The organism is Halogranum rubrum, from assembly GCF_900114455.1.
Lineage (GTDB): Archaea > Halobacteriota > Halobacteria > Halobacteriales > Haloferacaceae > Halogranum > Halogranum rubrum.
In genome coordinates this window covers 159,049-170,665 of record NZ_FOTC01000007.1, presented here as the reverse complement: position 1 = coordinate 170,665, position 11,617 = coordinate 159,049, and the positions used below count along the sequence as shown (strand labels likewise).

Annotated in this window: 13 protein-coding genes and 1 tRNA gene; 13 read left to right on the top strand and 1 reads right to left on the bottom strand. The window is 64.2% G+C overall.

All coding sequences use genetic code 11. The features are described 5' to 3' along the window. Positions 1–24: 24 nt before the first annotated feature. Positions 25–98 (top strand) — tRNA-Tyr (locus BM083_RS19900). A gap of 323 nt (positions 99–421) precedes the next feature. Then, entirely contained in the window at positions 422–820 is a 399-nt protein-coding gene (locus BM083_RS19895; RefSeq protein WP_089871933.1) for a hypothetical protein, read from the top strand. A 35-nt stretch (positions 821–855) separates the two neighbouring features. On the opposite strand, the gene BM083_RS19890 is transcribed toward BM083_RS19895, so the two are convergent. After that, on the bottom strand, positions 856–1,236 hold the full coding sequence (locus BM083_RS19890; RefSeq protein WP_089871931.1) for a 2Fe-2S iron-sulfur cluster-binding protein: 381 nt from the start codon (positions 1,234–1,236) through the stop codon (positions 856–858). A 111-nt stretch (positions 1,237–1,347) separates the two neighbouring features. Here BM083_RS19890 and BM083_RS19885 point away from each other — a divergent pair, with 111 nt between their 5' ends. The 11 genes from BM083_RS19885 to BM083_RS19835 all read left to right on the top strand — a co-directional run bounded on the left by BM083_RS19885 (position 1,348) and on the right by BM083_RS19835 (position 11,607). After that, positions 1,348–1,632: a DUF7999 family protein gene (locus tag BM083_RS19885; protein WP_089871930.1), complete on the top strand. Its 285-nt coding sequence runs from the start codon at positions 1,348–1,350 to the stop codon at positions 1,630–1,632. A gap of 144 nt (positions 1,633–1,776) precedes the next feature. Further along, on the top strand, positions 1,777–2,589 hold the full coding sequence (locus BM083_RS19880) for an alpha/beta fold hydrolase (protein ID WP_089871928.1): 813 nt from the start codon (positions 1,777–1,779) through the stop codon (positions 2,587–2,589). Continuing rightward, on the top strand, positions 2,579–4,183 hold the full coding sequence (locus BM083_RS19875; RefSeq protein ID WP_089871926.1) for an AMP-binding protein: 1,605 nt from the start codon (positions 2,579–2,581) through the stop codon (positions 4,181–4,183). The genes BM083_RS19880 and BM083_RS19875 overlap by 11 nt, the downstream gene beginning before the upstream one ends. Before the next feature lie 87 nt (positions 4,184–4,270). Further along, complete coding sequence (locus BM083_RS19870) at positions 4,271–4,720, top strand: NUDIX domain-containing protein (protein ID WP_009365364.1); 450 nt, start codon at positions 4,271–4,273, stop codon at positions 4,718–4,720. 58 nt (positions 4,721–4,778) lie between these two features. Beyond that, positions 4,779–5,183 carry an acyl-CoA thioesterase gene (locus tag BM083_RS19865; RefSeq protein WP_009365365.1) on the top strand — a complete coding sequence of 135 codons (405 nt, stop codon included), beginning with the start codon at positions 4,779–4,781 and terminating at the stop codon, positions 5,181–5,183. A 106-nt stretch (positions 5,184–5,289) separates the two neighbouring features. After that, the gene (locus BM083_RS19860) at positions 5,290–5,751 is read left to right on the top strand and encodes a 6-pyruvoyl trahydropterin synthase family protein (RefSeq protein WP_049893377.1); all 462 of its coding nucleotides are present in this window, start codon (positions 5,290–5,292) and stop codon (positions 5,749–5,751) included. Continuing rightward, positions 5,751–6,524, top strand: coding sequence for a 7-carboxy-7-deazaguanine synthase QueE (locus BM083_RS19855; protein WP_089871923.1), 774 nt, complete (start codon positions 5,751–5,753; stop codon positions 6,522–6,524). Before BM083_RS19860 ends, BM083_RS19855 begins: the two co-directional genes overlap by 1 nt. A gap of 20 nt (positions 6,525–6,544) precedes the next feature. After that, a complete protein-coding gene (gene queC / locus BM083_RS19850; protein WP_089871921.1) occupies positions 6,545–7,309 on the top strand; it encodes a 7-cyano-7-deazaguanine synthase QueC in 765 nt (254 codons plus the stop codon). Positions 7,310–7,393: 84 nt separating this feature from the next. Then, on the top strand, positions 7,394–8,164 hold the full coding sequence (locus BM083_RS19845) for a class I SAM-dependent methyltransferase (RefSeq protein ID WP_089871919.1): 771 nt from the start codon (positions 7,394–7,396) through the stop codon (positions 8,162–8,164). A 49-nt stretch (positions 8,165–8,213) separates the two neighbouring features. Next, positions 8,214–9,161, top strand: coding sequence for a DMT family transporter (locus BM083_RS19840; RefSeq protein ID WP_089871917.1), 948 nt, complete (start codon positions 8,214–8,216; stop codon positions 9,159–9,161). Positions 9,162–9,219: 58 nt separating this feature from the next. Further along, a complete protein-coding gene (locus BM083_RS19835) occupies positions 9,220–11,607 on the top strand; it encodes a PAS domain S-box protein (protein WP_089871915.1) in 2,388 nt (795 codons plus the stop codon). Positions 11,608–11,617: the final 10 nt, after the last annotated feature.

Below are 11,617 nucleotides of genomic sequence, written 5' to 3'. Positions count from 1 at the left end.
TAGAGTGGGCGTAGTAGTCAGTAGCCGCTCTTAGCTCAGCCTGGCAGAGCAGCCGACTGTAGATCGGCTTGCCCCCCGTTCAAATCGGGGAGAGCGGACTGAACTTCAACACCCGTGAGCGCAGCGAACGGTGTTGAATGTGAAGGATACTTCGGCCCGATTTGAATAGGGAGCGGGAGGTGAGCGAGCACTGCGAGCGAACGGAAGCGAGTGGATTCAAATCACCGTGACTTCACTGCGCTCGTCACGAGCCCTCGTTCGCTTTACTCACGAGGACGGGGAGAGCGGACTTCTCTTGCGAACTACGTGAGCAGGGACCGCTGAAGCCGGCGGTGGTGAACAACTTTACCAGTCTTCTTCGAAGAGATGACCATGAAGCGACAGTTGTTGCTCGCCCTCTGTCTCCTCTCCGTCGCTGGATATGCTGGTCTCTGGTGAGTCGGCCACTCCAACTCCTGTAGACGACGACCCGTGGAAACACCGAGTCGTCGTCGAGAACGGCTACGACGTCCCTCGAACGTTCACCGTGACGCTGGCGACCGAGAGCGGTCAGTCGGTCATCAACGAGTCTCACCGCGTCGACGCTGACGAACAGTGGGTCGCGACGACGCTGACAGAGTCAGCACACGGTGACCGAGCGTACGTCCTCACCATCTCGACGGCGGAAGACGGTCGACTCACGAGTAGCCCGTTCGATGCGACGCCGCAGGACGGCGTGACCTACACGTCCGGGGCGACGCTGTACGTGTTCAGCCCCAGTAGCTCGGAGGTACACGTCTGCGGCGAGAACGTGACCTGTCACGCGCAAACGACCGACTGAGACCGCGAACACACGCAACATCACCTTTCGGCCACTCACTCCCTCCCGCCCCACACTCGCTTGTCCTCGACCAGTTCCACCACGAGGTCCGCTTCGACCGTAATCTGACACGAGAGTCGCGGATAGCCGAACCGCGCGGCGAGTTCGTCGTGCCAGTGCGTCGGGTCCGGACCCGCCCGGACGCGGACGCCACACGTCGCACAGAGTCCGCGCCCACCGCAGTTCAGTCGCTCTGTCACCGTCGTGTACGGCGAGAGTCCGCGTTCGAGCAGGAGTTCTCGAAGGTTCGTCCCCGGTGGCGTTTCGAGGGTCGTCTCCGTCCCGTCGTGCCGAACCGTTACCGTCACCGAGGCGTCGTCGGTCGGGTTGTCAGAGCGGTCGGGGTCGTCCATCGCTCGAACTGTCGCGTCAGACATACTTCACTATTCTGTCACTGGTTTCTGTCGACACGGGGTAGGTTGCGGCAGTATTTTCCCGCTATTCTTACACATCTCAGGAATTAAGAGTGTCGAGCCACTGAATCAGTCATGGCTCACACTCAATCGAAGCAGGATGTCGAGATGGTACGCATCAGGCGGGAGATGAACGACCATCACACGATGACGGTCGAGGTGGTCGACTCGAACGCCACTCGATACGTCGTCGAGTACGACTCGGCCGACCTCGAACGGACCCTCACGGCGCTTCCCGTCGGTGCGACCGTTCCGCTCCAACTGGAGCCAATCGGCGCGCGCTCCAACGTCTGGCGCGCCGTCGGCATGGGCGCGTCGACCGCTAGCCGGGACGAGACGGCGGTCCCGCTCGTCGACTGAGCACCGTCTTACCGTCTCACCGTTCGACGCCGACCCCGTGGCTGGCACCACGGACCCCACTTTTCGAGTTGTTTGGCAGGCACGCAGAGCGACGCGTCGTCTCACCGTTGATAGGTTGATACGTCTCCCGTACGAGACCCAACCATGGCACACGCAGCGTACGCGACCAACGACGGCGTCTCGTTGTGCTACGAGCGCGAGGGACCGCACGACGCCGAGACAGTCGTCTTCGTCGAGGGACTCGCCTACGGGCGCTGGATGTGGCGCTGGCAACGCGACCCGCTGAGCGAGATGTACGACACCATCGTCGTCGACAACCGCGGCACGGGTGACTCCGACGCACCGCCCGGTCCGTACAGCGTCGAGACGATGGCCGCCGACCTCGACGCCGTCCTCGAACACGCGGGCGTCGAATCGGCCCACGTCGTCGGCGCGAGTATGGGCGGGATGATCGCTCTGCAGTACGCGCTCGACTACGACCGCGCCGAGTCGCTGGCGCTGTTCTGTACGAGTCTCGGCGGCGAAGAGGCAGTCCCGACGCCCCCAGAGACACAGGCCCAGATGTTCGACGTACCGGAAGAACTCGACGAACGGGAGGCGATTCGGTACAAGATGGCTCCCGCGATGACCGAGGAGTTCGCCGCTTCGAACGACGACCTGCTCGCCCAAATCGTCGACTGGCGACTCGACAGCGACGCCGACGAGGACGCCCGAACCGCGCAGGCGACGGCGGTGGCGACGTTCGACGTGAGCGACCGACTGACGGAACTCACGCTCCCGACGCTCGTCCTCCACGGAACCGCCGACAGAGTCCTCCCCATCGAGAACGGCGAGCGACTGGCCGCGCGCCTCCCGAACACGACGTTCGAGCGCGTCGACGGTGGCTCACACCTCTTCTTCGTCGAGCGTGCCGACAGCGTCACCGCTCGGCTCCGGGAGTTCCTCGATGGTCACTGACGGCGGAGAGAGCGGAGACAGCACACAAACGGCACCGACAGCACAGACGTTCGAGTGGGTCGGTGCGTGGAGCGAGCGTCGCGCCCGTCTCTCCCCAGAGAAAACTGGACTCGTCGACGCGACGAGCGGACGGGCGTTCACCTACCGCGAACTCGACGCGCGGGCGAATCAGACGGCCCGTCTCCTCCGCACACACGACGTCGCCGACGGCGGGCGGGTCGCCACACTGTCTCGAAATCGACCCGAACTCGTCGACTGCTTCTTCGCCACGGGCAAGACCGGCGGCGTCCTCGCACCGCTCTCACACCGACTCGCGCCGCCCGAACTCGCCACGATGCTCTCGACCGTCGACCCCGAACTCCTCGTCGTCGAGTCGCCGTTCGTGGACCTCGCCCGCGACGTGCTCGGACACGACGACTGCAGCGTCACCGCTGACGTCGAGGTACTCGTCGTCGCTGACTCATCCGACGACGGGAGTCACCCGGACGACTGGTCCCGATACGACGATGAACTCCCTGACGACGATTCGCCCGTCCACCGCGCCGACGTCTCCCTGTCGGACCCGCATCTCTTTCTCCACACCGGCGGGTCGACCGGCGTCCCGAAGGAGACAGTCGTCACCCACCAGAGCATCGTCTGGAACTCGTTCAACACCGTCACGGCGTGGGGTCTGCGCCCCGAGGACACGACGCCGATGGTGTTTCCGATGTTCCACACTGGCGGGTGGAACGTACTCACCGTCCCGCTGTTTCACGTCGGCGGCACCGTCGTCGTCGCCCGCGAGTTCGACGCGAGCGCAGTCCTGCGTTCGATTGCCGAGTACGACGCGTCCGTCCTCGTGGGCGTGCCCGCCGTCCTCCGGACGATGTGCCGCCACGACGACTGGGCCGAGACGGACCTCTCGTCGCTCCGGTTCGTCAAGAGCGGCGGCGGCCCCTGCCGACAGGCCGTCATGGAGGCGTGGTGGGAACGCGACGTCGACCTCTCGCAGGGCTACGGTCTCACCGAGTGCGGACCGAACAACTTCGCGATGCCCGAAGGAAGTTTCCAAGAGAAGGCCGACAGCGTTGGCGTCCCCGCGATGCACGTCGACGCTCGCATCGTCGACGACGACGGGCCAGTTCCACAGGGCGAGGTCGGTGAACTGGAACTCGCCGGATTCCACGCCGCCGACGGCTACTGGCAGGCTCCGGCGGAGTCCGAAGAGACGTTCGGTGACGGCTGGGTGTCGACCGGTGACCTCGCTCGTCTCGACGACGACGGCTACTACTACATCGTCGGTCGCACGAAGAACATGTACGTCAGTGGCGGCGAGAACGTCTATCCGGCCGAAGTCGAGAGCGTCGTCTCGACGCATCCGAAAGTCGAGGAGGTCGTCGTCGTCGGCGTCCCGGACGAGCAGTGGGGACAAGTCGGAAAAGCTGTCGTCGAAGGCGACGAGAGCCTGACGCTCGACGAGTTACGCGACTTCCTCGACGGGAAACTCGCTCGGTTCAAAGTTCCAAAGAGACTCGCGTTCGTCGACGAGATGCCGACGAGCGGTCCGTCGAAACTCGACCGCGAGGCGGTCGAAGCGGCGTTCGGCGAGTCGTAACTCGGTCTGCTCGGTCGGCCAAAGCCGACCGGGGGACGACCGAGGCCGAGCAGAAACTCTTTCGAGCGCGCCGGAACAGAGCCACGTATGGGACTTCGCTCGTGGTATCTCTGGAAGGGTGGCCTCCCCTTCGCGGCGCTCTTCGGTCGACTCATTTGGCCACGAGCGACGGCAGGCGTGCTCGTTCTCCACGACGACTGTGTGCTCGCTATCGACACCGGTGACTACCTGATGCTCCCCGTCGGCGGGTTGGAAGCGGGCGAGACGTTCACCGACGCAGCGCACCGCGAGGCACGCGAGGAGACTGGTGTCGACGTCGTTCTCGGCGACTGTGTGAACGAGGGACTCAACGCCTACGGCGGCGTCGAACGCCTCTTCGTCGGCGAACCGAAGCGAGAGACTCCCCTCGCAGAGTCGTCGTGGGAAGGCAGGCCGACGTGGGTATCGTTCGACGACGCTCAGGAACGCCGTTGGCGGTTCGACCGTCCGGTCGGCCGGTTTCTCGACTCGGTCGCAGAGAACGCGACCGACGAATAACCCGGCAAACCCCGCATCGACCACCGTGTTTTCACCTGCGGCGTGTGGGTCTCTCTGCATGAGCGAGTTCAACCACGAGACGACCCTCTCCGTCCGCTACCGCGACCTCGACCCGTGGGGCCACGTCAACAACGCCGTCTACGTCACCTATCTCGAACACGCCCGCGTCGACTACCTCGACGAAGTGCTCGACGCCGAGTTGGAGGACATCGACATGGTCATCGCCAACCTCGAAATCGACTACAAACAGTCGGTCACGCTGGACGACGAGGTGACCGTCGCGATTCGTGTTCCCTCCCTCGGGACGTCGAGTTACCCGATGGAGTACGAGGTTCGCGTCGGCGACGACGTCGTCGCCACCGCCGAGACGACGCAGGTCATCGTCGACGCCGAGACGGGGAAGCCGACGGCTATCAGCGACGACCGACGCGAGAAGGTTGCGGCGTTCGAAGGACTGGACTGACTCGGTCTCGCCCAATCCAGCTCCCCTCCCGCGATTTCGCGTCATCGATTCCCACAGTATCGGCTGGTGAACACGGTTTTATACCTTCGAACGATATTCTCTAAATATGACCCAGAGAACACTCGGAGAACCCACCGAGGCGGGACTCGCAGGAACCGGCGCGCGAGTCCTCCACATCGGGCGAGACCGACCTATCCGCATCAGTTCGGGCCACCGACTGATGCACCACGACGGCAAGTGTAGCCGCCCGCACGGCCACAACTACGAGATTTCCGTCCGTATCGTCGGCGACCTCACCGAAGAGGGATGGGTCGTCGACAAAGGCGAGGTCACCTCGGTCATCGACCGCTGGGACCACCGCTTCCTCTTGGAAGAGGGCGACCCCCTCGTAGAGGCGTTCGAAGCTAGCGGCGACGGTGACGCAGTCGTGCTCTTCGAGGCCCCGCCGACGGCGGAAGTGATGAGTGTCGTCCTCGAACGACGTCTCGCCGAGGAACTGCCGGACAACGTGCGAGACGTCTCGGTGCAGGTGTCGGAGACGAGCGAACTCTGCGGCGGGTCGTTCTGATGCCGGTCACGTCCACGGTCGAGCGCCCCGACGGCGCTCCCGAGGGCGACGCGCTTCCCATCAACGAACTGTTCGTCTCCCTCCAGGGCGAGGGAACCCTCGCGGGTGTCCCGAGTGTCTTCGTCCGCACCAGTGGCTGTAACCTTCGCTGTTGGTTCTGCGACTCCTATCACACCTCGTGGGAACCGACCCACGCGTGGATGGACCTCGACGCTATCGTCGAGGAGATTCAGGAGTACGACGCCGACCACGTCGTCCTCACCGGTGGTGAACCGCTCGTCCACGAGTCGTCACAGGACTTGCTCCGGCGACTCGGCGAGTTGGGCTACCACACCACCGTCGAGACGAACGGCACCATCGTTCCCGACGCCGACGTCCCGATAGCCCTCGCGAGCGTCAGCCCGAAACTCGCGTCGTCGACGCCAGTTCAGGAGAGAGACCCGAAAGGCGACGGCGAGTGGGCCGAGCGACACGAACAGCGCCGCATCGACGTCGGGGCGCTGGCGACGTTCGCAGAACGATACGACCGCCAGTTCAAGTTCGTCGTCACCGGTCCCGAGGATATGGACGAAATCGAGTCCTTACTGGCCGAGATTCGCGCCGGGGCGGACGTCGACATCCCCGACACGGACGTTCTCTTGATGCCCGAAGGACAGACTCGCGAGCGACTCGCCGAGACCCGTAACGTCGTCGCCGACCTCGCACTGGAGTACGGCTACCGGTACACTCCGCGACTCCACGTCGACCTCTGGAACGACGCACCCGAGACGTAGGTAGACTCTCTCACCCATCTATGACCGACACAGACTCCGACTCGACTGAAACCGCCGAATCGACCGAATCGACCGATTCGACTGAACAGACTCCCAAACGCGCCGTCGTCCTCCTCTCTGGCGGGATGGACAGCGCCACCGCCGCCTACGAGGCCAAAGAGCGCGGCTACGACATCTACGCGCTCCACACCTCTTACGGCCAGAAGACGGAGTCGAAGGAACTCGCCTGTGCCGAGCGACTCGCTGACGAGCTAGGGGCAAACGACTTCCTCCACATCGAGACCAGCCACCTCTCGACCATCGGCGCGTCGAGTCTCACCGACGACGAGATGGCCGTCGAAGACGCCGACATGAACAGCGACGAGATTCCGACCTCGTACGTCCCGTTCAGAAATGCGAATCTGCTCTCGATGGCCGTCTCCTACGCCGAGGCCAACGAGTGCGACGCCGTCTTCGTCGGCGCGCACAGCGAGGACTACTCCGGCTATCCGGACTGCCGCCCGGAGTTCTTCGAGGCGTTCGAGGCGATGGTCGACGTGGGCACGAAACCCGAGACGAGCATCTCGCTCGAAGTGCCGTTCGTCCACGATTCGAAGACCGAGATTGCCAGACGCGGCGTCGAACTCGGTGTCCCCTTCGAGCACACGTGGTCCTGCTACCGCGCCGAGGAACCCGCCTGCGGCACCTGTGACTCCTGTGCCTTCAGACTCCAAGCGTTCCAGAACATCGGAACCCGTGACCCCATCGCCTACGAAGAGCGTCCGCAGTACGTCGACGCGGAGTAAGCCTGTCAGTCGTCACGAGCACACTCCTTCGCAGTTTCTCCTCTTCGAGAACGACTTTTCTCGCCACCCGACGAACCCACTCCCATGAGCGACCAGCGACGCGACGACCACAAACGCGACACTGCCGCGAGTTTCGGGGCCGCCGCCGAGGACTACTTCGAGAGCGCCGTCCACCGCGGGAGCGACGACCTGCGGACGCTCGCCGCGTGGTGTGCCGACGCAGACCGCGCGCTCGATATCGCCACCGGCGGCGGGCACACGGCGGGCGCACTCGCCGCCGCTGGCGTCCCGTTCGTCGTCGCGGGCGACGTCTCTCCGGAGATGGTCACGGTGGCGACTCGCGAGTACGACGTGGAGGGTGCGCTCGCCGACGCCGAACGCCTCCCGGTTCGAGACGACGCCTTCGACGCCGTCACCTGTCGCATCGCCGCCCACCACTTTCCCGACCCGGAATCCTTCGTGAGCGAGGTGGCTCGCGTCCTCGAACCGGGTGGCACCTTCGCCTTCGAGGACAACGTCGCGCCCGAGGAGGCAGACCTAGCGACGTTTCTCAACGGCGTCGAGCGACTCCGCGACCCGACGCACGTCGAACTCTATACGGTAGAGCAGTGGCGCGAGTGGTTCGAGTCCGCGGGACTCGCTATCGAGACGGTCGAGTCGGCGGCCATCACGCTCGACTTCGAGGCGTGGGTCGAGCGGACCGACGTATCCGAACCCGACCGTGACGAACTCAGAGAACGGTTCCGAGAGGCTCCCGAGGGGGCACACGAGCGGTTCGCCGTCGAGTTCGACGACGCAGGCGACGTCCAGTCTTTTGCCAACCCGAAGGCACTGATTCGAGCGACGAAGCGGTAGCGTGGCAGCGAGTCGCAACCGCTAACCCACCCACGGCCGAGGTTCACCTGTGTCGTCACGACTGTCGCGACTGGACCGCCACGTTCCTCCGCTGGCCGCCCTCGCCGTCGCCATCCTCGCAGTCAGCACCAGCGCCATCCTCGTGACGTGGAGCGACGCACCGAGCCTCGTGAAGGCGTTCTATCGAGTCTTGTTCACGACGCTCCTACTCGCACCGTTCGCCGTCACGCGACACGCGAGTGACTTCCGACAGATACGACGACGAGACCTACTCGTCGCCGCCGCCTCCGGCGTCGCTCTCGCGTTCCACTTCGCCTCGTGGTTTGAGAGTCTGGAGTGGACCACCGTCGCTGCGAGCGTCACGCTCGTCCAAGCACAACCGCTCTTCGTCGCGGTGGGCGCGTGGGCGCTCCTCGACGAACGCGTCACGGGACGGACGGTCGTCGGCATCCTCGTCGCCGTCGTCGGCATGGTCGTGATGTCCGTCGGTGACCTCCTCTCCGGTGTCGCCGTCGCCGCCCCCAGACCGCTGTACGGCAACGCACTCGCCGTCGTCGGTGCGGTGACGGCCGCGGGCTACGTTCTCGCCGGGCGCTCGCTCCGCCAACGAATCGCGCTCCTCCCGTACGTCACCGTCGTCTACAGCGTCTGTGCCGTCGTTCTCCTCGGCTTGACCCTCGCCGAGGGCCACGCACTGGTCGGCTACCCACCCCGTGAGTGGATACTCTTTCTCGCGATGGCCGTCGGTCCGGGGCTGTTCGGTCACACGGTCATCAACTGGGCACTCGCTCATCTCGAATCGAGCGTCGTCAGCGTCTCACTCCTGGGCGAACCGGTCGGGAGCACCCTGCTCGCACTCGTCCTCCTCGGACAGGTGCCGACGGGTCCGACACTCGTCGGCGGTGCAGTCGTCCTCGGCGGCATCTATCTCACTTCCAAATCCGATAACCCGCCCGACAGTTCGCCAGAGGGAGCGGAGTCGACACCGGCCGAATGACTATCAGTCTTGATAATATCGTCACAAGAGTCAATACACGCACCGTGTCAATACCCGTATGGTACGGTCGGACGCGCCGGTACGAGTCCTCTACGTCGACGACCAGCCAGTGCTTGGCGAGTTGGCTGCCACGTATCTCGAACGGTACGAGGCCGACGTGACTCTCGAAGTCGTCGCGGTTGGGAACGCCCGCGAGGCACAGGACCGACTCGGCGGGTCGCATATCGACTGCATCGTCAGTGACTACGAGATGCCCGAGACAGACGGTCTCGAACTCTTAGAAGCAGTTCGGTGCCAATACCCAGACATCCCGTTCATCTTGTTCACGGGGAAAGGTAGCGAAGAAGTCGCCCGCGACGCTTTCCAAGTCGGGGCGACCGATTACATGCAGAAAGGTCCCGGCACCGACCAGTATACGGTGCTAGCGAAGCGTATCCACAACGCCGTCTCTCAACACCGAGCGGAGGCTACCTCCGAACAGTACGGTGCGGCCATCGAGGCACTGGAGAACGCCGTCTACGTCCTCGACGGTGAGGGCCGTCTCACGTCCGTCGACGACGTCTTCTTGGAGATGACCGGCTACGACCGTGAGGCGGCGCTCGGGACGCCGATATCGGCACTCGATGCCGACGGGACACTGTCCGAGAACTTCGCGTCGCTGGTGGACGCCGAGGGTCCGGATACGGTCCAGTTCGAGGCCGACGTCGTCAGTGCGAGCGACGAGGTCCGTCGCTGTCGCTGTCATCTCACCGCGCGTCAGTTCACCGGTGAGAGTGCCGAGAGCGTCGTCGGCGTCCTCCACGAACTCACCGACCTACAGTACTACGACGGGTTGACCGACCTCATACTCGACACGTCGACGACACTCATGAGCGCCGAAGCCGACGAAGTGGACACGAAACTCCGCTGGACGCTCCAGAGCGTCGCGGAGTACGTCGGTGCGGGCCGAGCGACGGTTTTCAGCGCTACCGAAGGTGGCGACGTCACTAGTGTGGATGTCTCCACTGGTGGTCTCGACGTCTCGGTCGGTCTCGAAGATATCGAGAAGACACACGAGTGGTGTGCGCCGGGCATCACTCCTGCCGACGCGACGGCCGACGGCTGTGCCGGTGCCGAGTGGTGGCTCGACCAGTTCCGCCGCTTCGAGAACGTCCGCGTGGAGTCGCTCTCCTCGATGCCGCCGGAAGCCGACTCGCTCCGCGAACGGTTCGAACGGCAGGGTGTGACGTCTCTCACCGCCGTTCCGCTGGTCAGTAACTGGTCTCTCTGTGGCGTCGTCGAGTTCGCCAGCCACGACGGCGAACGGGTTTGGTCCGACCGAGAGGTTCGTCTGTTACGGACGCTCGGAGACCTCGTCGCACAGACGCTCGAACGCCGTCGACGTGAGCGCGAGATGGCACGGTACAAGACCATCATCGAAACCGTCCCGGACGGCGTCTTCCTTCTCGACGAGCAGGGATATCTGACACAGGTCAACGAAGCGTTCGCGTCGAGTTTTGGCTTCGACGCCGACGACCTCACCGGTCGACCGTTCCTCGATCTCGTCGACGAGGGCTGTGTCCCACCGGACATCGCAGACGAGTACGTCGAAGGGATCAAAGCGATGCTCTCGGGTGACCGGGAGAAGAACGTCTTCGAAGTCGAGGTCAGCCTCTCGGAGAACGTAGAAACCCGAGTCTACGAAGCACACACACGACTGCTGCCGTACGAAGATTCGTTCCGTGGCACCGCCGGTATCACTCGTGACGTCACCGACGAACTTCATCACCGCGCTCAACTCCGGCGGCAGAACGAACGCCTCGACGAATTCGCGAGCGTCGTCTCCCACGACCTGCGAAACCCACTGAACATCGCACAGGGCTTTCTCGACGTCGCGCGTGAGACGGGTGACGACAGCTATCTCGACCGAGTCGAGGGCGCACTCGACCGTATCGACCGCCTCGTCGGTGACGTTCTCTCGCTCGCACGCCAGGGACAGGCCGTCGGCGAGACGTCACAGTTCGACCTCGCGCAGTCGATATTCCGGACATGGGATGCCGTCGAGACGTTCGACGCGTCGATAACGCTGACCGGTGATTTGGGGTTCGCCACGGCCGACGAGACGAGATTCTCGCAGGCCGTCGAGAACCTCTTTCGGAACGCCGTCGAACACGGCGGTCACGACGTCGCTATCGACGTCGGCCCACTCACCGACGGTCCCGGGTTCTACATCGCCGACGACGGTCCCGGGATTCCTCCCGACCGACGAGACGCCGTCTTCGAACACGGATATACGACCTCACGAGGGGGAACCGGATTCGGACTCTCTATCGTTCGGACCATCGTCGAAGCGCACAATTGGTCGGTCGGTGTCACCGAGAGCGCCGACGGCGGCGCCAGGTTCGAAATCACCTACCAACCCGCAGAGACGGACGCTCCGCCAGTCGAAGCCGAGTCGGTGAAGTGACCCACTCGAC

What these genes read in the sequence shown, in the direction of transcription:
- BM083_RS19895 (WP_089871933.1), top strand. Translation starts at nt 422, where the DNA reads ATGCTGGTCTCTGGTGAGTCGGCCACTCCAACTCCTGTAGACGACGAC.
- BM083_RS19890 (WP_089871931.1), bottom strand. Translation starts at nt 1,236, where the DNA reads ATGTCTGACGCGACAGTTCGAGCGATGGACGACCCCGACCGCTCTGAC.
- BM083_RS19885 (WP_089871930.1), top strand. Translation starts at nt 1,348, where the DNA reads ATGGCTCACACTCAATCGAAGCAGGATGTCGAGATGGTACGCATCAGG.
- BM083_RS19880 (WP_089871928.1), top strand. Translation starts at nt 1,777, where the DNA reads ATGGCACACGCAGCGTACGCGACCAACGACGGCGTCTCGTTGTGCTAC.
- BM083_RS19875 (WP_089871926.1), top strand. Translation starts at nt 2,579, where the DNA reads ATGGTCACTGACGGCGGAGAGAGCGGAGACAGCACACAAACGGCACCG.
- BM083_RS19870 (WP_009365364.1), top strand. Translation starts at nt 4,271, where the DNA reads ATGGGACTTCGCTCGTGGTATCTCTGGAAGGGTGGCCTCCCCTTCGCG.
- BM083_RS19865 (WP_009365365.1), top strand. Translation starts at nt 4,779, where the DNA reads ATGAGCGAGTTCAACCACGAGACGACCCTCTCCGTCCGCTACCGCGAC.
- BM083_RS19860 (WP_049893377.1), top strand. Translation starts at nt 5,290, where the DNA reads ATGACCCAGAGAACACTCGGAGAACCCACCGAGGCGGGACTCGCAGGA.
- BM083_RS19855 (WP_089871923.1), top strand. Translation starts at nt 5,751, where the DNA reads ATGCCGGTCACGTCCACGGTCGAGCGCCCCGACGGCGCTCCCGAGGGC.
- queC (WP_089871921.1), top strand. Translation starts at nt 6,545, where the DNA reads ATGACCGACACAGACTCCGACTCGACTGAAACCGCCGAATCGACCGAA.
- BM083_RS19845 (WP_089871919.1), top strand. Translation starts at nt 7,394, where the DNA reads ATGAGCGACCAGCGACGCGACGACCACAAACGCGACACTGCCGCGAGT.
- BM083_RS19835 (WP_089871915.1), top strand. Translation starts at nt 9,220, where the DNA reads ATGGTACGGTCGGACGCGCCGGTACGAGTCCTCTACGTCGACGACCAG.